Origin of the sequence: uncultured Flavobacterium sp., assembly GCF_963975005.1 — a bacterium.
In the GTDB taxonomy this organism is placed as follows: Bacteria; Bacteroidota; Bacteroidia; order Flavobacteriales; family Flavobacteriaceae; genus Flavobacterium.
The window spans coordinates 1-19,482 of the sequence record NZ_CAXBFR010000018.1 but is presented as its reverse complement, the minus strand read 5'-3'; the positions used below and the strand labels follow the sequence as shown (position 1 = coordinate 19,482).

Annotated in this window: 22 protein-coding genes and 1 pseudogene; 18 read left to right on the top strand and 5 right to left on the bottom strand. The window is 31.0% G+C overall.

All coding sequences use genetic code 11. The features are described from left to right. From AACZ53_RS03825 to AACZ53_RS03750, 16 genes and pseudogenes are all read left to right on the top strand, one after another. Positions 1 to 609, top strand: coding sequence for a hypothetical protein (locus tag AACZ53_RS03825; RefSeq protein WP_339834939.1), 609 nt, complete (start codon positions 1 to 3; stop codon positions 607 to 609). Continuing rightward, positions 609 to 779, top strand: coding sequence for a hypothetical protein (locus AACZ53_RS03820; RefSeq protein WP_339834938.1), 171 nt, complete (start codon positions 609 to 611; stop codon positions 777 to 779). Before AACZ53_RS03825 ends, AACZ53_RS03820 begins: the two co-directional genes overlap by 1 nt. Before the next feature lie 62 nt (positions 780 to 841). Further along, a complete protein-coding gene (locus AACZ53_RS03815; RefSeq protein WP_339834936.1) occupies positions 842 to 1,735 on the top strand; it encodes a S49 family peptidase in 894 nt (297 codons plus the stop codon). A 16-nt stretch (positions 1,736 to 1,751) separates the two neighbouring features. Next, positions 1,752 to 3,914 (top strand): hypothetical protein, encoded by a 2,163-nt coding sequence (locus tag AACZ53_RS03810; RefSeq protein ID WP_339834934.1) that lies wholly within the window; start codon positions 1,752 to 1,754, stop codon positions 3,912 to 3,914. Between the two features lie 27 nt (positions 3,915 to 3,941). Next, positions 3,942 to 4,763 (top strand): hypothetical protein, encoded by an 822-nt coding sequence (locus AACZ53_RS03805; RefSeq protein WP_339834932.1) that lies wholly within the window; start codon positions 3,942 to 3,944, stop codon positions 4,761 to 4,763. 123 nt (positions 4,764 to 4,886) lie between these two features. Then, positions 4,887 to 5,909 (top strand): hypothetical protein, encoded by a 1,023-nt coding sequence (locus AACZ53_RS03800; protein ID WP_339834930.1) that lies wholly within the window; start codon positions 4,887 to 4,889, stop codon positions 5,907 to 5,909. After that, entirely contained in the window at positions 5,902 to 6,489 is a 588-nt protein-coding gene (locus tag AACZ53_RS03795; protein ID WP_339834928.1) for a phospholipase D-like domain-containing protein, read from the top strand. The genes AACZ53_RS03800 and AACZ53_RS03795 overlap by 8 nt, the downstream gene beginning before the upstream one ends. After that, the gene (locus AACZ53_RS03790; RefSeq protein ID WP_339834926.1) at positions 6,489 to 6,812 is read left to right on the top strand and encodes a hypothetical protein; all 324 of its coding nucleotides are present in this window, start codon (positions 6,489 to 6,491) and stop codon (positions 6,810 to 6,812) included. Before AACZ53_RS03795 ends, AACZ53_RS03790 begins: the two co-directional genes overlap by 1 nt. Beyond that, positions 6,802 to 7,434 carry a hypothetical protein gene (locus tag AACZ53_RS03785; RefSeq protein WP_339834924.1) on the top strand — a complete coding sequence of 211 codons (633 nt, stop codon included), beginning with the start codon at positions 6,802 to 6,804 and terminating at the stop codon, positions 7,432 to 7,434. Before AACZ53_RS03790 ends, AACZ53_RS03785 begins: the two co-directional genes overlap by 11 nt. Then, positions 7,406 to 9,109 (top strand): hypothetical protein, encoded by a 1,704-nt coding sequence (locus AACZ53_RS03780; protein WP_339834922.1) that lies wholly within the window; start codon positions 7,406 to 7,408, stop codon positions 9,107 to 9,109. Before AACZ53_RS03785 ends, AACZ53_RS03780 begins: the two co-directional genes overlap by 29 nt. A gap of 219 nt (positions 9,110 to 9,328) precedes the next feature. Continuing rightward, positions 9,329 to 10,441 carry a YaaC family protein gene (locus tag AACZ53_RS03775; protein ID WP_339834921.1) on the top strand — a complete coding sequence of 371 codons (1,113 nt, stop codon included), beginning with the start codon at positions 9,329 to 9,331 and terminating at the stop codon, positions 10,439 to 10,441. 173 nt (positions 10,442 to 10,614) lie between these two features. Continuing rightward, positions 10,615 to 11,586 (top strand): hypothetical protein, encoded by a 972-nt coding sequence (locus tag AACZ53_RS03770; RefSeq protein WP_339834919.1) that lies wholly within the window; start codon positions 10,615 to 10,617, stop codon positions 11,584 to 11,586. Between the two features lie 86 nt (positions 11,587 to 11,672). Continuing rightward, positions 11,673 to 12,317, top strand: coding sequence for a hypothetical protein (locus AACZ53_RS03765; RefSeq protein ID WP_339834917.1), 645 nt, complete (start codon positions 11,673 to 11,675; stop codon positions 12,315 to 12,317). Positions 12,318 to 12,474: 157 nt separating this feature from the next. Beyond that, a complete protein-coding gene (locus AACZ53_RS03760; RefSeq protein ID WP_339834916.1) occupies positions 12,475 to 14,505 on the top strand; it encodes an N-6 DNA methylase in 2,031 nt (676 codons plus the stop codon). Between the two features lie 41 nt (positions 14,506 to 14,546). Then, a pseudogene (locus AACZ53_RS03755) lies at positions 14,547 to 15,026 on the top strand (hypothetical protein); the annotation flags it as partial. After that, the gene (locus tag AACZ53_RS03750) at positions 15,000 to 15,653 is read left to right on the top strand and encodes a restriction endonuclease subunit S (RefSeq protein WP_339834964.1); all 654 of its coding nucleotides are present in this window, start codon (positions 15,000 to 15,002) and stop codon (positions 15,651 to 15,653) included. The pseudogene AACZ53_RS03755 and the gene AACZ53_RS03750, both read left to right, overlap by 27 nt. Before the next feature lie 157 nt (positions 15,654 to 15,810). On the opposite strand, the gene AACZ53_RS03745 is transcribed toward AACZ53_RS03750, so the two are convergent. The 5 genes from AACZ53_RS03745 to AACZ53_RS03725 all read right to left on the bottom strand — a co-directional run bounded on the left by AACZ53_RS03745 (position 15,811) and on the right by AACZ53_RS03725 (position 17,474). After that, positions 15,811 to 16,476: an N-6 DNA methylase gene (locus AACZ53_RS03745; protein ID WP_339834915.1), complete on the bottom strand. Its 666-nt coding sequence runs from the start codon at positions 16,474 to 16,476 to the stop codon at positions 15,811 to 15,813. After that, positions 16,451 to 16,840, bottom strand: a complete 390-nt coding sequence (locus AACZ53_RS03740; protein WP_339834914.1) for a hypothetical protein — start codon at positions 16,838 to 16,840, stop codon at positions 16,451 to 16,453. Before AACZ53_RS03740 ends, AACZ53_RS03745 begins: the two co-directional genes overlap by 26 nt. Further along, complete coding sequence (locus tag AACZ53_RS03735; RefSeq protein WP_339834912.1) at positions 16,830 to 17,024, bottom strand: SymE family type I addiction module toxin; 195 nt, start codon at positions 17,022 to 17,024, stop codon at positions 16,830 to 16,832. Before AACZ53_RS03735 ends, AACZ53_RS03740 begins: the two co-directional genes overlap by 11 nt. Further along, positions 17,014 to 17,229, bottom strand: a complete 216-nt coding sequence (locus tag AACZ53_RS03730; protein ID WP_339834910.1) for a hypothetical protein — start codon at positions 17,227 to 17,229, stop codon at positions 17,014 to 17,016. Before AACZ53_RS03730 ends, AACZ53_RS03735 begins: the two co-directional genes overlap by 11 nt. A 74-nt stretch (positions 17,230 to 17,303) precedes the next feature. Beyond that, a complete protein-coding gene (locus tag AACZ53_RS03725; RefSeq protein WP_339834909.1) occupies positions 17,304 to 17,474 on the bottom strand; it encodes a hypothetical protein in 171 nt (56 codons plus the stop codon). Positions 17,475 to 18,103: 629 nt separating this feature from the next. On the opposite strand from AACZ53_RS03725, the gene AACZ53_RS03720 reads away from it, so the two are divergent. Together AACZ53_RS03720 and AACZ53_RS03715 are read left to right on the top strand one after the other, a co-directional pair. Beyond that, positions 18,104 to 18,388, top strand: coding sequence for a hypothetical protein (locus AACZ53_RS03720; RefSeq protein WP_339834907.1), 285 nt, complete (start codon positions 18,104 to 18,106; stop codon positions 18,386 to 18,388). After that, positions 18,385 to 19,482, top strand: a 1,098-nt coding sequence (locus tag AACZ53_RS03715) for a hypothetical protein (protein ID WP_339834905.1), incomplete at its 3' end; no start/stop codon positions are given. The genes AACZ53_RS03720 and AACZ53_RS03715, both read left to right, overlap by 4 nt.

Here is a 19,482-nt window from a genome sequence, read left to right as displayed (position 1 = left end):
ATGATCTCATTAAATAACATTCGTCAAATAGGATTTATGCTTTTAATAATTGTGGTTGTTTGGTTCTATAAAGATTACAGCTATCAAGTTGCAGAAAATAAAAGACAATCAGAAAATGCAGTTCAATTAAGAAAGGCTGATAGTTTAAGATTTACAACTCAGTCATTGTCTTCAGATGAAATTAAAGATTATTTAGAATATGATAATCCAGGACTAAATAAAAAGCTTGAGGAAAATAATATAAAATTAAATAGAATTCAATCTATAGTTTCTCAAACTTTAAACTATAGAGATACTGATAAAAACGAAATTGATGTTTCTAAATTATTAGAATCAATCAATAAAAAAATTCCAGCCAAAACTCTTTTTGTTGACAGTACAAAATGCCAAACAAATAAAGGATTTGTAGAATACAAAAACGATTCTTTAAAGGTTGTATTCACCGAAAAAACATTTAATAATAAATCTGATGCTGTTGCGTATTGGGAGCGTAGAGAATGGAAATTTCTAGGTTTAAAAACAACATTTTTAGGAAAGAAACAATTTACAGCCAAAGTTTTTGATGAATGTGGAGAAAGTAAATTTATGAAAATTCAAAAAAAGGAATAATGAAACAAGAATTATTAAAACTCCAATTAAAAAGAGCTTCCATGTTTGAAAACATAGAAAGTCTTTCCTCAGTTTCAGATTCAGCATATAAAGACTTTGGAAAAGTTTGTGCTGACATCATGATTTTAAAAAAGAAAATAAATAGAGAAATTAAAAACATTTTCCAATAATAAGTAAAAACCATGTCACACAGTCTTTAACTGTAAAACGTGAAATTCGTAAAAAATAAGTTATGAAAGTAAATCCTTTATTAAATGAAATTTCTCGCGGACTATGGGCCATGAGTTTTGATGGTTTGCAACACTGGGGAATTATTGCTCATAAAATTATGAGTGGTGAAGCTATTGCATTGCCACAAAGTAATGAAGTAAAATCTCTAATATCATATTTTGACGAAAACATCAATGGCATAAAAGCCGACCAAGATGGTAATATGGCTATTCCAAAAGGTTCTATTGCAGTTGTAGATATGATTGGAGCAATTATAAAATATGGTGATTGGTGTACTTATGGTGCTGATGAAATTGTAAAAGTTTTAAAAGCAGCTGATAAAAATCCAAACATTGCGGCTATAGTTTTAAATATTGATGGCCCAGGTGGTTCTGTTTCGGCAATTGCTCCATTTGTAGAATTTGGAAAAATGAAAACAAAGCCAGTTATCGGATTGTATGACCAATGTTGTTCCGCTCACTTATATGCAATGTATTCATGTTGCGATCATATAATGGCTAGTAATGATATTTCGGCTACTATTGGTTCTGTTGGAGTTGTATTGTCTTTTAAAGATAATCAAAAATATCTTGAAACATTAGGATATACTTTTCATGATATTTATCCAAAAGAATCAGAAACAAAAAATCAAGCTTTTATGTTAGCCTTGGATGGAAAATACGATATGATTAAAGATGAAATGCTTTCTCCTTTAGCAATCAATTTTCAAAATGCGGTTAAAAAAGCTAGACCAAATTTAGATTTAAGAGAACCTGGAGTAATAACAGGAAAAACATTTTATACTGATAAAGCTATCGGAATTGGATTGGCTGACAGTATGGGAAGTTTAGAAGATGCCATTAATTTGGCTTTAGTGTTGAGTGAAATGAAATCACTATATAAATCAAATGTTTAATTTAAAATTTTAAAAGATGAAATGGAAATTTTTGGCTAAAACAGCCACATTCCTAATGGCCTTGCTAAACATATCGGAGATTCCGGTAAATGCCGAAAACAATGTGGTTGATTTTACAGCAGAACAAGACGAAAAGTTAAAAGCTCACTTAGGTGATGTTAAACTTGAAGATCTAAAAAAAGCCTTTAACAATGAGTTAATAGCTATGAAGGACAACGAACAAATGGATTTAAAAGCAATTCAAGATGAGATTGATGCTTTAGTAAAAGAATCTAATTTGTCCGCTGAAGAAATTGCAAAAATTGCAAAAAACGAAAAAGGCGAAACAGGAATGTTAGAAACTCTTCAAGCAATTAAGGCTGACCAACAAAAAACTAATGAAATGGTCAAAAAACTAATTGCTGAAGATATTGGAGATTCTCCAGAAGCGATTATTAAAAATGAATTTAACAAATCAATGAAACATTCAGAAACACATTTACATGCGTCTGGTAAAGATTGGGATGCTTTTGACAAAAGACCTTGGAACGCACGTTTAAGAGACGGAGGTGTAAAAGCTACAGACTTTATGACTGATTCTAAAATCCCTTTACTTCAAGATGATTTAGAGCATTTTGTTCGTGAAAATCCTACCCAATTAGATTCATTATTTAACGACTTTGAAGATTTACCAAAACAATGGTCACGCACTACAGGTGTTCTAGATAGAATTGCAAATGGTGCTTTCTTGGCTGCTGAAATTGTTCAAGGGCGTAAAAAAGGATGGTCTCCAAAAAACAAATTCAAAATTGCTGCAGAACAACGTCAAGTTTTTAGAAAGAAAATTGATATAACGTTTGAAGGGTATGAATTACAAGAAATTGAAAATACTTGGATTAGAAATTATAACCGTGAAGGTTCTTCTCCATTTAAAACTACTTTCATTGGGTATTTATTAGGTGAATTAGTAAAACGTCAAAAATTAGACGACAGAGTAGCTCAAATCAATGGTATTTTTGTGGAGTCTCCAGAAGGTGATGGTAATCCAGGTGCAAATGTAAATTCGCAAAATGGTTTACGTTATTTATGGTGGTATCATAGATTTGTAACTGAAAAATACAAACCTTTCTCAGTTTCATATGGATTGCCAACTAAAGCAAATATTGTTGATTATATCCGTGAGATGATTGAATCTATTCCTGAAGAAGATAGAAATCAACAAGGAATGGAGATACAAATGTCAACACAATTAGAAGCTTGGTATCGTGAGCGTGCTGGTAAAGAATATCAATTACAGTATAATACTGATCAAGGAATGATGCAATACACAAAAAATCATCCAATTGATTACCCAAACTTTATTTTTCAACCGTTAAAAGACCAAACTAAATCTTTATTCATTGGAATTACAAAATCTTCAAATGTTGATATATTAGATTATAACGCAAACGAAAAAAGTAAGTTCGTTACTCAGCAAGATAAAAGAGATACAAACATATTTGCTGATTACCGTTTAGGAATTGGTTTTAAATATGTAGGTGTTAAATTAGCTGAAGGTGATCCAGCGGAATTTGAAAGACAAATGATATGGTCTAATGATGCTCCTATTTTTGATAAGTCTATAACAGCTCCATTGTTTGATGATGAAACTGGTATTATTAAATTGACATTTAATAACATGACAGTTGATAAAACATTCAACACTGATATTACTTCTATAGAAGGAGCTGTTCCAGGGATGGTTATTAAAATTACAGGTAACACAGGATTAGCATCTGCAAAAGCTGTTAAAAAAAATACTAAGATTGTTATTGGTTCTGATTTTGCTTTAAATAATGGTGGTACACTAACGTTATTAGTAAAAGAAGATGGAACATTTATGCAAGTTTCAAGAACAACTGAACCAGCTGGACCAATTACAAATAATGTTAATTATGATACTGCTGTAATTGATGCAAACGAAGGAAATGTATTTACTTATTCAGGTGATGCAGATTTAGCAGTTACATCAATCATAAATGGTGTTGAAGGAAAAACTATCAAAATCTATGGAACTGATTTAGTAGACATAGAAGTTACAATGGTAACTGGTGAAGGAATTTCTTTAACTGCTGCTTTAAGTTTAGGAACAGCTGCTGATTATATCGAATTGATGTTGGTAGATGGTGTTTGGGTAGAAATCAAAAGAGTTGTAGCCTAATTATTAACTAATAAAAAAAAATAGAAAATGTATACATTTCCAAATTTAGCAAAACAGAGCGGGATTAGTCCTGGCTCTGGTGCTCCAAAAGGAGATACAATTATAATGATTGTAGAAGATATTGCAGTTTTTCCTCCAAGTGATCCAAACGGAGTAAAAATGATAGGTAATTTTTTAATGAAATCAGGTAAATACCCTATTACTGTTTACGGAACAAAATCTAAAACAGAAGCTCCTTATGAAAGTGATGGTGATGAAGACTCCATAAATATTTCTCAGAAATATATGATGCAACATCCTGGTAATGGTTTAGCTGTTAAAGAGCTTACCCAAAATTTACTTGGCAAAAATGTAATTATATTACATAGAGCTTGTCAAGAAGATTTTTATGAAGTAATGGGAACTCCTTGTGCTCCATTACAATTAAAGCCTTCTAAAACGGACAATAACGATGGAAGGTTCCATACGTTTAACTTTGAAGCTTTTGCGAAAACAAGTTTAGTACCTAAACATTATGAAGGCGATGTAGTATTAGCTCATCCTTTTATTGTAACCGATATTTCGGCAGTGCCTATAAATATTAATAATGGATATAATTATAAGTTGCCTGCTTTATCAACCTCGGTTCCAATAGAATTTGATTTTACAGGAATGTATCAAAAACAAACTATCACATTAATTGGTCAAGGTGGTAGTGATCCAGCAACATTAGATTCTGGACCTTCTAATCTTGTTACTGTAGTTTTATTAAATGGAACTACTTGGACAGCCTTAGAAAATGCTGTTATCAATTTTATGGTTGTTAACGCAGGAACAACAGCCTATTTTATTGAATTATCTCGTAGTTAAATAGTTTTTTGTTTAATGTTAAGAAGCCTCTGTTAATCAGAGGCTTTTTTTATGTGTACACCATGTCACACGAAAAAAAAAAGGTAATTACCATCTTTGAAATAAATAAACTAAGTAATAGTTATGTCACAAAATATTAAAGCAGCAGTCATATTATTTTTGGTGAGTTTACCAAAAAGTAAATATGAGCAATTCAATAAAGCTTTGGGGCTTTACAAAAAATTGCCAAACAAAGAAGATTTTCAATTGCAAAAATTAAATAGAGTTGGTTTTTCTGATTCTAATTTAGAGTTTCTTTTATATGATTTGAAAAAACTTTGTGCGATTACTGATATTGATTTAGTAAAAGCAAAACCACAAGCTTCTCCAAAAATGAAAGTTGTTGGTGATGATGAGCCTCAAGTAATTCCTCAATTCATTTTAGATATGAATCAAGATCAATTAAGAGAATGGGCTAAAAATAGTCAAGTCGAAAATCGTGTTGCTGGATTAGAGGAAATTATTGAAATTGTTTTAAAAGATGAATCTTTTGAATTAATTATTAGAGGTGAAATTACTGAAATTTTAATGGAAGAATTAACTACTATTTTAAATTCTCCAGAGCATCAAGAATATTTAAAAGGTTTAGAAACTGAAAACACAACAAAATCAAAACATCAACCACTAAGAGAAGAATATCCTTTCTTAAACGATAAAAATTGTCCTGATATACTTCATACAGTTGTAGGTCGAAAAGTTGCTGCATTCAAAAGATATGAAGAGAATCACGCAAAACTACAGCAAGTACTAGATAAGACTTTAGAACTTCCGAAAGTTGAAGAAGATGAATTGGCAAAATTAGTAGAAGAAGACTACAATGAAAATTTAGCTCTTCACAAAGAATTGCAATACTACAAAGAAAATGGAAAATTATTAGGTGAGCATCCTTTATTTGCACAAACAATTATTACTAGAGAGGTTGAAAATATGACAAAAGACGAATGTCTAAAATTCATTAATTCATCTAGTAAATATTTTCATGATCAAACTAAAAAAATTGAAAAAGCATCTGGTGATGAAACTAAAATTTTAAACGTTAATCGTTTAATTTTAAATCGTGAATTCAAACTAAATCTAGTTAAACAAAAATTAGGAGTGAGTGAATAAACTATTTGATTATAAAAACTTAAAAAAGGAAAAGGAAGAAAAACCATCAGAGCTCTGGACCAGTAAATATGTTGCAAATCATTTTCAAAAGATTAGTTCTTTAGATCAAGATTTAAACAGACTGCCAAGTGTTGATGAGTTTTTCTTTTTACAAAGTGATAAGGCTTTTAATGCTTTTACTTTTATTCCTATGATTGCACGAATGTTTCCTATTAAGGAATTACATGCTTGCACCTACTCTATTTCACGCAGAGTTATTGATGCTTTGGTAGAAATGCACGACAAAGGAATGATTGAGCAAATAACAATAATGATTTCCGATAGTATGATTAAACGAAATCCTACTACAATAGAACATTTAAAAGCATTATGTAGCTCAAGAGGAAATATAAAAGCAGTTTATGCCTGGTCACATGCAAAAGTGTGTATTATGAAAACAGCAGATTTTCATTTTGTCGTTGAAGGTTCTGGAAACTGGAGCGAAAATGCACACTATGAACAATACCTTTTTGCAAATAGTAAGGGATTGTATGATTTTAGAAAAGAACTTTTTACAAATGCTAATTTGAAAACTTATTAATGAACTACTTACCTCTAAAATTTTCTGAAGAAGAATACACAAACATTCACGATTTAGCGGCTGTTAATTATAGCCTTCTACAAATTGCATTGTATTTAGATGTAGATAAAAAAGCGTTCGTAGAAATCTGGAATAATAAAGAATCAGAAGTTCGACAATCTTATGAGAGAGGAAAATTAGTAAGTCAATTCAATATTATGAATAAGCAAAAAGAATTGGCAGAAAGTGGCAATATTACTGCAGCACAAATTTTCCTAAAAGAAAGCAAAGAAATTGAAATTATAAATACAAGAAACAAATGCCTTTTTGGAGATGAAAATTGAAGATATAACATTACAAGACATTTATGATTTCATGGAACATGGTTCTTTGGAAAATGCTCCTCCTGGTATTGCAGAATACTTGGAGCTATTGGACAAAGTTCGTGGTATGCTTATGCGAATAGATCAGTTTGCAAACGATGAATCAATCATCAAGCATTTAATGCTAGTAGATGGGCTATCCAGATACAAAGCAAAAAATATAATTGCTGAAGCTCGCGAATATTTTTATAAAGATGCTGTAGTTTCTAAAATGGCTTGGAGAAACATTTATGCTGAAAAACTAGACAAAGTAATTCACTTTGCTATGTTGAATATGAAAGATATAAATGATGCCGCTAAAATATCAAAAATGATTCTTGATATCATTTCTGTGAGAGGTGTTAACGAACCAGATGAAGAAAAACTTCCTGAAGAATTATTTAGAAGACCGGTTAAACTATACAGTTTAGATGCCTCAATTTTTGAATTTGGTACTGTAGATAGACAAAAATTAGGAAAAATGATTGATCTATTACCCGAACTTACAGAAAAAGAAAAAAATAGAATTAAACAAGAAGCCTTAGTTCCAGGTTATGAATTAAAAATATTTCAAGATGAGTCGGAAAACCCACGTAAAGGCTGATGACATAAATATAGAATCTATTTATGCCAATTGGTTTACGATTTTAGTAGATTTAATTCAGCCAAAAGATTTTTACGGAATTGCTGGTCGTGCAACTGCCAAAACATCAGAAATAATTGCAAAGCGATCTATTAATGTTGTAGAAGATATGCCACGCAGTCGTAGTGTATTTGTTTCTGATACGTATGTAAATGCAATGCGTAATGTAGTTCCAACACTCATTGAGGGTTGGAACCGTGAAGGATGGAAAGAAGGAATTCATTATGTAACAGACAAAAGACCTCCAAATCATTTTAAATTAAATTACAAGCCAGTCGAAAGTTTCAAACATACCATATCTATTTACAATGGATGTATGTTTAGTCTTGGAAGTTTAGATCAACCTTCAGGTTTGGCTGGAGATTCATTTCAACATATTTTTGGGGATGAAGCTCGTTTGTTAAAATTTCAAAAACTTAAAAAACTTAATCCAGCAATTCGTGGAGAATATGCACAGTTTGGCCATTCTGTTTTTTATAGAGGTCGAACTTTTACAACCGATATGCCTAATATTTTAGATGGTGATGAAGATTGGATAATGCAGCATGAAAAAGACATGGACTTAGACCAGGTGAAATTGGCTTTGAATTGTGCCCTGGTGTTAAATGAAATTAACCTTGAATTGTATAACTCACAAAAAGACAATGATAAAATCAAGGTTGAGCAATTAAGACGAAATTTAGCTAGATGGCGAGAGCGTTGGATAAGAGCTCGTAAAGATTTGACGTTTTTTTATGTTGTTTCTTCTTTTGTAAATGTGGATGTTTTAACGCAAGGATTTTTTAAAGACAGTTTAAAAGCTCTTGGAATCGAAGAATTTAAAAGTGCTATTTTGTCCTTTAAAGTCAATTTAACAAAAGGTGAAAAATTTTATGGCAATCTTGGAGAGCATCATTTTTTTGAAGATGGAACTATCAATTCTTATTACGATAAATTTGGAATTTTAGATACCATTGAAGAAAGCTCACTAGCTTTAAGATATATTGATCATAATCAAGAATTAGAAGCGGGTGTAGATTTTGGAGGAATGTGCAGTATGGTTACAGCACAACCTAGAGGAGAATATTTATATTTATTAAAAGAATTTCATACGCTTGCTCCAGAGAATGAAATACAATTGGGAAAACAGTATAGAGAATACTATAAATATCATAAATTAAAAAAACTAAAATTGTATTATGACCGTTCGGGAAATCAAAACGCAAATACCAAACGAGATTGGGCTTCTGCGCTAAAAAAAGCAATTGAGTATGATGAATTTGGAAACTCTACCGGTTGGTATGTTGAATTAATGAGCGTTGGCCAAGGAACAATTTTGCAAGAAGATGAGTATAATTTTGTTAAAGGAATGATGGGCGAAACTGTGAAAGGTTTACCAAAATTAAAAATTGACAAATTCAATTGTAAAAGTGTAAAAAGTTCTATTGAGTTGACAAAAATTGACAATCGAAGAGATAGAACTGGAGCATCAAAAATATATAAAGACAAATCTTCTGAAAAATTAGCTATGCATTTGCGACCAATGTATTCTACCAATTATTCAGATGCTTTCAAATATTTAGTAATGCGACCAACATGGACCAAGTTTGTAACTTCTGAAGGAGAATTTAATATGAGTGATCCTACAGTTATTTAGAAAAATTAAATATTTATTAGTATCTACCCATTAGAAAAATAATGAGTCTGTAAGAAAATTATAATAATAAAAGTATATATTTGCTCTAAGTATTAAAAATAAAAACGAATTTTGTTCGTTTAATCATACTCTAATAATATACTGAATATTAATAAAATAACTGAATCTGTTTTTACAGTTTCGTATATATTTAAGTTATGCAACATTTAAAAAAAACCAATGAATCCAATTGAAGTTGAATTAGGTGAACAAGTACGACAGGATTACAAAGCTGTTAAATATTTCCAGTTTGGGAATGAATCTAGTGCACCTTTCATTTTGACTTCTGACCCATTTAGTTATTTACAAGCTTGGCTTGACGAGAAAATAAATGGAATAAAAAGAGATAGAGCAAAGCAAAGAAAACTGTTTATTAAAGCTAAATATTTCGCAGAATTAGCTGAAGAGTTTCATAATTCATCGAATTACGCTAGAATGCCTTCAAAAGGCACATTAATCTATTATTCTTTTATCAATTTAGTCAAAACTTACTTACTTGTTAATGGTTATGACCTTGAAACACAAATGGAGCATCACGGTCTGTCTTTACCATCAGACAAGAAAATAAACCTCAAACTGACTCCAATTGGAGATACAGGAATCTCAATATTTCACGAATTTGCTAAAACAATTGGCATTGAAATAAATAATAGCGAAGGTCTAGAGTTGAGACTTGAGGATATTTTAAGAGAGCTTATTGAGGTTCACGAAATTGGATATGCTTTAAAACTTTTCCCAGAAACAAAAAGAAAACACTTACCTGTTGAAGTAATTATTAGAACTAACACAAACCGAAAAAAAATATTTTATACGTTATCTTATGAAAAAAAATTTGATAAAATAATGAAAACCGATAAACTCTTAAAAGGGGTTTTTAAGGATAAATTAATACCTATAGAATGTGATTCTGATAGTGGTAAAAAGTATTTTAAATCTAAACTGTGTTTTAATTATACGAACACTTCAGTTAAAAGTCTTAAAATGGCTTATGAAAGAATTTGTAAAGACATTGAACCTTTGAGAATTAATCCAATGATTACAAGAATGGGATATCGAAATTATCTGAATTTGGAACCTAGCAGGTTGCATAGACTTTCAGCTACTTTAGCCTTTGCTTACTACATTGGTACAGTTGCGAGATATCGACCTACACTTAATAACGAAATTTTGAAAGGAAAATACCAAGCTTTAATTCAGGAAGCAGTAAATTCTTGTCCAAATCAATTTTTTTATTTGATGGTAAGTCATATAACGAAACAAATTTGTGCAATACCAATGTCAAAAATAGAATAGAAAACGTTGCATAACAGCGGTTATAAGAAATAGCGGCTTCAGTGCTAAATCAATGGTAAGTCCTTTTAACAAAAGTCAGTGCCAAAACCAAAGTGAAGTGCTTTTTAATCCGCTACTTCTCATACACCCAAAACATTAGTAGCAACCTTAAGAAAACCTATAAAAAACACAAAATGGAAAGAGAACAAATTGTTTTGTCTTCAACTAATATTGATAAACACGGAATGGTAATGACAAAAGAAAGTCTAGTAAAATCTCTAGACGCTCTTAATTCTGACCGAAATGTAAGATTAGGGTTGGAACATAATATGTCATTTCCTCCACTTGGAAGAATAACAGATGCTGAAGTAATTGAAGGAAAGGATGGAGCACATTATCTAGTTGCATATAAAGAATTTTTAAACATAAGACAAGAAACTATACTTGAAGACGGTAGCATTCTTTACAAAGAATATTTTGAAAATAATCCAAAACCTTTTGTAGAATCAAAACCGAAACCAAACGATGTAATTGAAATTAATACAGATCCTGTAAATTTTGATGGCATTGAAGCTTATGAAGAATTCATACAGAATCTTAAAATAGAATCTGGGGAAGAATTTTCTAGTATAATGCTTATTCGAAAATCTCATATTCCAGATCCAGAACTCGTTATTAAAATTACTTCTATAATTGCTACTTCCATGGGGATTATTGCTAGTAAGATTCCGGAAAAAATTGGTGAAGCCATTGGTGAAGATATTGCAAAGTTTTATAAACTATTACGAGTTAGTGTGATGAACATGGTTAAAAAAGCTATACCGAAGTTGCGACCTATAACATTCATTATGGAAATTCATGATGAGGAAATTTTTATAGAGCTTTTGGTTGTTTCTAACAATCCTGATGAAGTTATAAACTCATTCAGTCCTGAAAAGCTTACAACAATCAAAACGAAAATTGAAACTTCCAAAAATATGTTTGATGCCGAAAAAATTCAATTTACTTTAGACGAATCCAAAGAATGGGTACTAAATTATATGCTTACCAAAGACGGCTCCGTAATTGGAACAAAAAAAGCTTTCGACAGACGAGATTTAGTCTTCAAAGAATTAGTAAATAAATTGATTGAAAAGAATAATTTTGATGATAAACGCAACTCCTAACCACCATTTTGAGATGTCTGGAATTTAGTTTAATTAACGATTCGCATCAAGTTTTCGCTACATTCGTTAAAAATCAAGTCCCAATTATGAAAGATAAAAAAATTGTCTACTTAACTATCGCTCTTTTGCTAGTTTGTTTTATATCAGTATGGTTATTTACAAGAAAAGCATTTAGTACAAATCTCGACCTGACACAGACAGGACAAATTGGTGACACAATTGGCGGAATCACAGCACCTCTAATAAATATTTTAGGAGCCATTTTAGTTTACTTATCTTTTAAGGAGCAGTTCAAAGCCAACCAGATACAAGCAAAAGCACTAAACAATGAAATAAAGCAAAATAGATTAAAGTCTAATGCAGAAATTTTACATAATTTATATAATGAATGTAAAGAAGATTTTTTTATGATAGAATATAATGGTTTGAAAGGTACAGAAGCGCTAAAACAAATGGTTCTCAATGGAGATCTACTTTCTACAGACGAATATTTAGATAATTATTTAGCGATCCTATACAGAATCGTTGCAATAAATGATAAACTTCATTACGATGAGTTAGATATTAGGGACAAAACTTATATTTCAAATATGTTAAATCTCTTTTACTTATCGAAAATAAAAAAGAATTTTGAAGTTATATGTATTGTGGCTCTAAAAGAAAAACGGCCAGTATATGCACACTTAAAAGAAGTTAAAGAAAACTTTGACAAATATTTTACTGATTATTAAAACTACCGCTAAACGCAGTTTACCAATATGGCGGATTTAGGCTTAATTTGAAGTTAGTTTTGTGTATGCAAAGTTTAATGTTAATCCCATCACCTACTCATATACCAAAAGCTGTTTTCATCCAATAAAAAATAAAAAATAATTACTAATTAAAACTATGGCACAATCAATAGAACCAAACATTGCAGATTTAGCAAATGGCTGGCTTAAATCATATAAATTACCTTATAAATTAGAGCAAGAATCTGTAAATACAGAAATAGACAAAGCACTATCTGACTATTTTACTAAAAATGGTGGTACGGGTGCTAACCGCCCAGATGCAAAAATACTTTTGCAAGACAAAAACCAAAACTATTATCCTATTCTTATTGAGTATAAAGGATATAAAGGTAGTTTGGTTAAACTTGATGCTAATCATCGGGTAGAAAATAAAACCGCAAAAAGCGAACCTCACTTTAAAAACATCAATTCGTTTGCAGTAAACGGAGCGGTGCATTATGCCAATGCTCTATTACATCATACTAGCTTTACCGATATTATAGCTATAGGTATGACTGGCTACAAAGACGAAAGAGAAAACATTCAACACCAAATTGGGGTGTATTATGTGTCTAAAAACAACCTTGGTGCTGGGCAAAAAGTAGATGATTATTCTGATTTTTCTTTTCTTAAAAATGAAAATTTTGATGCTTTTATTGAGAAAGTAAAAAATTTAAGCTTACCGCAAGAAGAATTAGATCGTATAAAAGAAGAAAAAGAAAGAGATATTGATATTAGTTTAAGAAAACTAAATCATGATATCTATGAAAATGAAAAAGGATTAGGCGAAAACGACCGTGTCTATCTTGTGGCTGCTTCTATTATAGCAACACTTGGTATACCTGGTAAAGTGCCTGTTCTTGATAAATCTGATTTAAAATCGCAAACATTTATTGGTGGTCGTGATGGTGATATCATAATTAATAGAATTAAAGCTTTTTTAGATGAAAAAAAGTTACCACTAGAAAAGAAAGAACTTATCATAAGAACTTTATCCAACACGCTTTTAACCGAAAACATCAACAAGGTTGATGATAAAGGAGAAAGCCAACTAAAAAGAGTGTTTACTAAAATTGTTGATGATTTAGGTATCTATTATAAAATTGGTTTAACAACAGATTTTACAGGAAAATTGTTCAACGAAATGTATGGTTGGCTGGGCTTTAGTCAAGACAAGCTAAACGATGTTGTGTTAACACCCGCTTATGTGGCTTCATTATTAGTAAAACTAGCGCGAGTAAACAAAGATTCTTTTGTATGGGATTTTGCAACGGGTTCTGCAGGTTTACTCGTTGCCGCTATGAACGAAATGCTCATTGATGCCAAAAACACCATAACCTCGCCTGAAGAATTAACCCAAAAAGAAATAAAAATAAAAGCCGAACAATTGCTTGGTTTAGAGTTGCTTTCTAGTGTTTATATGTTAGCGATACTCAATATGATTTTAATGGGAGATGGTAGCTCTAATATATTGAATAAAGACTCGATGCTCGATTTTGATGGAAATTATGGTTTTGGGGCTACCAACAGTAAATTTCCTGCTGATGCTTTTGTGTTAAATCCTCCGTATTCTGCGAATGGTAACGGTATGAACTTTGTAGAACGTGCCTTGAGCATGATGCACAAAGGCTATGCAGCTATCATTATACAAAACTCGGCAGGTAGTGGAAAAGCCAAAGACTATTGCAAACGAATTTTAGAAAAACATACGCTTATAGCAAGTATCAAAATGCCTATAGATATTTTTATAGGAAAAAGCAGTGTACAAACTAATATATATGTGTTTAAGGTGTACGAAAAACACCATCCAGACGAAAGGGTAAAGTTTATCGATTTTTCTAATGATGGTTATACCAGAACCAATCGCAAAAAATCTACTAATAACCTAAAAGACACCAACCAAGCCAAAGAACGCTACGAAGAGGTAATAAACCTCGTGCGTTTTGGAAAAAGCAAACTATCTGTTTTTACCGAAAAAGAGTATCACGAAGATACCATAGACCCAACAAACGGAGCCGACTGGAATAAAGCGGCACCCATAGACACCAAACCCACAATAAAAGATTTTAAAAAAACCATAAGCGATTATTTGGCTTGGGAATTTGAAACAATCTTAAAACAAGAAAAGGATAGTTTGGGAAAGTAGATACCCTACTTAATGAAAAATTACAAAAAGTTAAGTGGGGTGAATTTAGAATTGGGGATTTATTTATGGTTAATCGTGGATTGTCGATGTATGTAGTTGATAAAGAGTCTTTTGTTTATGTAACTAAAAGCAACGCAAATGCTATACCGCTAGTACAGCAAATGAATCATAGCAATGGCATTAGCGCTTATATTGACAAAAGCAAATTACCCGCTAAATTTAAGAATAAAGTTGAAAAAGCGGGTAAAATATCTATTAATCCAGATCAACCTTTATGTTATTATCAAACAACTGAATTTATAGGTAATTCGGTTATCATTATTGACACAAGTAAATTAACTAGAAATCAATCCTTATATATAGTAACTGAAATTCAAAGAATAAGAAAAGGAAGTACTTGGAATGATAAATTCCCAAAAGAACAAGTTAAAATTGCAAAAATACAACTTCCAATAAAAAATGATAAAATAGATTTTGAATTTATGGAAAGCTTTATTGCCGAGCTAGAAGCCGAGCGTCTTAGCGAGTTAGAAGCCTATTTAGTAGTCAGTGGTTTAAAAGATTATACATTAACTGATCAGGAAGAAAAGGTATTAAAGGATTTTGAGGAAGAGGAATTTAAAGAATTTAATGTAATAGATATATTTGAAGTTAAAAATACTAAAAATATTTTGTCCAGAGATATTGTGGAAAATAGCGGAAAAACACCTTATTTGTGTGCAAGTTCAGAAAACAACGCTATCAGTTCTTATATTTCTTATGATGAAAAATTTTTAGATAAAGGTAATTGTGTTTTTATTGGTGGTAAAACATTCGTTGTTACATATCAAGAAAATGATTTTTATTCTAACGATAGTCATAACTTGGCTTTATATCCAAAAAGTATAGAAAACAACAAATTAAATCAATTGTTTTTAGCAACTTGTATAAATAAAAGTTTAGGTTATAAATATTCATGGGGAGATAGTATAAGTAATAGGAAAATTCAAGCAGATAAGGTTTCACTTCCAATAAAAAATAAAAAACCAGATTATAAAACTATGGAAATATTCATTTCTGCAATTAAAAAACAGGTAATCAAAGATTTGGTTTTGTATGTTGGCAGAAAAAAGGAAGAAACAAAGAATATGAAAAAAGCCAATGCTTAAAGTTTGAATTATATTATCAATACACTGCTCCTTTATTAAATCAAAATAAAACTAAAAAAATACGCTAGTATTTCTCCCAAAAAAGAAAAAAAAAACAAAACCGCCCCTTTTGGGGCGATTTTTTTTAAAAGAGAAAAACGGCTTTAAATAAGCCGTTTTAATAGTTCGGATAGTATAAAACACTTATGGCTTTAGTCTTCCAATAATCGTTGTTTATTGCTATCGAAAAGCGGGGTTTATCCATCATTAAAGAGTTCATACAGTGCACTTCCGCTTTGATATTGTGAAAGGCTAAATTTACTGCTGTCATTTTACAACATATACTGTCAAGGTCTTGACAAATAAAATAATTCCCTTTTTTAATTTGGTTAGCTGCTAAAATCAGGCGACCGCTTCCGCTACAAGGGTCATTTATTTGTTTTCCAAAATTATCTGTATCAATCGTTAAATTTGCCATTAAATCGCATAAACTCGGAGGTGTAAAGAATTGCCCGAAATTTGATTTTTTGTAATTACTTGCTAAACATTCGTAATAGGTTCCTAAAGGGTCACACCAATTTTCATCTGCTTTGCTTTTGGCGTAAATTTTCATCAGTTCCGCATATAGTTTACAAAATGCGTCTATCTCTTTTTTTTGATACCTTTCAATAGTTTCAAAATATAATTTTTCTTGTGTTTGCCTTGCTAACGTGCAAATAATGAGCGTTAGTAGATCGTCAAAAACTTGGTTTAAATTATATTTATATTGAAATTCAAAAAACAAGGAGTTAAAATTTTTTAACTCCTTTGGTACATCCCTACTCTTTAGCATCTTTTTTGACAACTTGAGCGTTTGAAAATAGGTAACAAAGCGGATAAAACTCGCTTTCGTCTTCTCCTTCCGTTGCTTGTGGTTTTGGGGCTTCGGTTTTGTCTTTTAATTTTCGAGGTTTGCCCCAGATTAAAAAAGACTTTGAACCCTTTAAGACTTTGAAACCATTTTTTGACCAATCAAAAAGCGTTTTAAATTCTTGGTTTTCTTCATCGGTGTAAAATTCATCTATTAAAATTTCATTTATTGTCATTCCTTCACAACTTGAATTTTGAAAACCTTTAGCAATTTTCGAAATTTCTTTTAATTCTTGGCGTCTTACTTTGTGCGTTGGTTTTACCTGTGTCGTTTGTTCTGTGTGGCTTTTAGTTTCCATTTTTTAAAGGCTTTAAAATTATTTTATTTTTGTAAACTTCTATTTCTACTTTTTCCCCTACTTCAAAACCTGCGTTTTGTAGCCAATTACCGCAAATAGTAATCTTTGGTTTTAAATAGTTTCTTTTCCATCTTGGGCGGGCAATTAATGCCGATATTGTGTTGATTCGTGTATTAAAAAACATATTCGTCAAAATCAGAATTAACATTATTTTCATTTATAAAAAATTCAGCAATTGCAACTGATTTATTAAATGCGTTTTTTGCTTTTGCTTTGAAATATGCATAATCTTGATAATTAAAAAGGCTTGAAAATCCTTTCTCTTGAAGTATTTTTTTTACTTGGTCGGATAATTTAAAAGTTGTATTTTTGTGGCTGTTGGATGTCATATTTTGTGTCATGGCGTTTAATTTAAGTGATTTAAAAAAGTCCTAGCCTCGAACACTAGGACTTTTTATTTGGTTTATATTTCGAAAGTCAAAACTTCGTTTTCGCTTTCTTTTAAAAGAATGTTTAGTTCTTCACTTGCTCCCTTGCATAAAATTGCAATTACATTAGTATTTTGAATTTCAAATTTAAAACCTTGTGTATTTTGAAAAGTGATTTTTGTGTTTGTCTTATCGTCTCCAGCCATAAACATTTTTAAATCGTTGTCTTTCTCTTTTAGTAGATTATACCTTTTTGAAAGTTCTTGAAAATGCTTAACTTTTTCAATCCTGGTCTCTGCTGATAAAATTGGTTCGTGTCTAAATTTTTCAATTAAAATCTTTGTATCTGCTTTTTTCGCTTCTTCGGTAGGTTTTGCCGTTGTGTCCTCATATCATTGATATTTAAGTGATTAATAATACTTAAAGATAACAAAATGCGTATTAATACGCAAATAAATACACTCCAAAAAACATAAATTTCACTCCATTTTCATTATTTAAAACTCTTATAAATAAGAAGAAAACAATAAAAAAAGGTTCAAAAAATACACATAAAAAAAATGTTTAAAAAGTTAAAAATCACAATATCAATTAATTAACCCCATTAAAAAGGGTTTAATTAATGATTATTTGATTAAAAACACCGACCCGCTCAGAATCGTTTGGGTAATTACCTTTTAGCCTTAAAAAGTAGATATATGACACCCCGCACGGGTTTGAGCAAAGCTCCACCCACCATTAAAGAGTACGTAGTACACCGTATTAACTGTGTGTGCCATGTCACACCATTAGAGTGTACATGTTCCTATACTTGTATCAAATTGGTAATTACCTTATGAATATAACACCGTATCAGGCATTAAAGAGAATGAGGGAGCTTAGTGATTTAGGTATTCACTTCTCTTTTACTTTTAAAAGTTTAAACACAACCACTAATGAAAGCAAAGGTTTTGTTTTAGTAGATAGAGGTTTATTAAGGAAAGGATTAAAAAAAGGAATGAATAAGAACTCTAGTGAGTTGATAGGTTACATAGATTCAAACAACAACGATGCTAAACGATTCTTTCACCTACCAATGTTAATGAGATTCAACGAATACACAATAAAGCCTAAGTTATGATAGAACATATTGGTTTAGATGCAATAGTACAAACAGAAGACATTGCCTTTACATTTAAAGTTGCTGAAAATCCGCGTGATTTTGAAGAAACAAGATTAAAAAGAAATACTCTTGATTGGGATCTTAATGCTAACTTCATGGGTGATTACTATATTCTACCTTATGGTTCTAATAATGATCTACCAGATATTATTAAGAATACAGTTAAGAACAACTACATTGCCCCTGGTCTATTAAATAGAAAGACTGAACTACTTTGGGGTCTTGGTCCACGTTTATATAAAGAGAAGTTAGAAGGTAATAGAATCATAAGAGAATGGATAGACAATCCAGAAATTCAAAAGTGGTTAGAAGGTAATGACTATGAATCATTACTATTAGCATCATGCGAAGATTACCAACACATTCAAGGTACATTTACTAAGTTCTCACTTAACAAAGGTTCTCGCGTATCTTCTCCAAAGATTACAAGACTTCATCATATTCAACCAAACAAAGCAAGGAAAGCTATTAATAAGTTAGCTAAAGATTCAAACCCTACACATTGTATAGTAACTGATTGGAGTTTAAAAGGTCTATCATCATTAACTGAAGCAAAGGTTTATCCTTTATTTGATGTAAAAGAGCCATTCAAATATCCCAATTCAATAATGTACAGTAACAAATATTCTTTTTGTACAGACTATTATACTATACCGGATATCTATGGCTCACTAGAATGGCTTAATCGTTCTACAGCAGTTCCTTTAATATTCAAAGCTTTGTCTATGAATGGTATTAATGCTAAGTATCATATTACTTCTCCAGCGGCTTTTTGGGATAAAAAAAGAGAGCAAATAGAAACTGCTTGTAATTTAAAAAATCAGGTGTATAAGGAAGAAATGCTTCAAGATTATAAAGTTACTTTCCTAAATAAACTTACTGCTACGCTTGCTTCAGACGAAAACACTGGTAAGTTTATGCATACCGAAAAGATTATACGTGTAGAAGGTGGTAATACTGTAGTTGAACATGGTTGGACTATTAAAGCAATAGATCAAAATGTAAAAGATTTTGTGGATGCACAAATTAAAATATCACAAAGAGCTGATACT

Excerpts from the sequence above, each read along its gene's own strand:
- AACZ53_RS03775 (WP_339834921.1), top strand. The coding sequence starts at position 9,329 with ATGAATCCAATTGAAGTTGAATTAGGTGAACAAGTACGACAGGATTAC.
- AACZ53_RS03760 (WP_339834916.1), top strand. The coding sequence starts at position 12,475 with ATGGCACAATCAATAGAACCAAACATTGCAGATTTAGCAAATGGCTGG.
- AACZ53_RS03780 (WP_339834922.1), top strand. The coding sequence starts at position 7,406 with ATGAGTCGGAAAACCCACGTAAAGGCTGATGACATAAATATAGAATCT.
- AACZ53_RS03820 (WP_339834938.1), top strand. The coding sequence starts at position 609 with ATGAAACAAGAATTATTAAAACTCCAATTAAAAAGAGCTTCCATGTTT.
- AACZ53_RS03800 (WP_339834930.1), top strand. The coding sequence starts at position 4,887 with ATGTCACAAAATATTAAAGCAGCAGTCATATTATTTTTGGTGAGTTTA.
- AACZ53_RS03730 (WP_339834910.1), bottom strand. The coding sequence starts at position 17,229 with ATGACATCCAACAGCCACAAAAATACAACTTTTAAATTATCCGACCAA.
- AACZ53_RS03740 (WP_339834914.1), bottom strand. The coding sequence starts at position 16,840 with ATGGAAACTAAAAGCCACACAGAACAAACGACACAGGTAAAACCAACG.
- AACZ53_RS03825 (WP_339834939.1), top strand. The coding sequence starts at position 1 with ATGATCTCATTAAATAACATTCGTCAAATAGGATTTATGCTTTTAATA.
- AACZ53_RS03720 (WP_339834907.1), top strand. The coding sequence starts at position 18,104 with ATGAATATAACACCGTATCAGGCATTAAAGAGAATGAGGGAGCTTAGT.
- AACZ53_RS03815 (WP_339834936.1), top strand. The coding sequence starts at position 842 with ATGAAAGTAAATCCTTTATTAAATGAAATTTCTCGCGGACTATGGGCC.
- AACZ53_RS03810 (WP_339834934.1), top strand. The coding sequence starts at position 1,752 with ATGAAATGGAAATTTTTGGCTAAAACAGCCACATTCCTAATGGCCTTG.
- AACZ53_RS03805 (WP_339834932.1), top strand. The coding sequence starts at position 3,942 with ATGTATACATTTCCAAATTTAGCAAAACAGAGCGGGATTAGTCCTGGC.
- AACZ53_RS03785 (WP_339834924.1), top strand. The coding sequence starts at position 6,802 with ATGAAAATTGAAGATATAACATTACAAGACATTTATGATTTCATGGAA.
- AACZ53_RS03725 (WP_339834909.1), bottom strand. The coding sequence starts at position 17,474 with ATGGCTGGAGACGATAAGACAAACACAAAAATCACTTTTCAAAATACA.
- AACZ53_RS03765 (WP_339834917.1), top strand. The coding sequence starts at position 11,673 with ATGAAAGATAAAAAAATTGTCTACTTAACTATCGCTCTTTTGCTAGTT.
- AACZ53_RS03735 (WP_339834912.1), bottom strand. The coding sequence starts at position 17,024 with ATGTTTTTTAATACACGAATCAACACAATATCGGCATTAATTGCCCGC.
- AACZ53_RS03790 (WP_339834926.1), top strand. The coding sequence starts at position 6,489 with ATGAACTACTTACCTCTAAAATTTTCTGAAGAAGAATACACAAACATT.
- AACZ53_RS03770 (WP_339834919.1), top strand. The coding sequence starts at position 10,615 with ATGGAAAGAGAACAAATTGTTTTGTCTTCAACTAATATTGATAAACAC.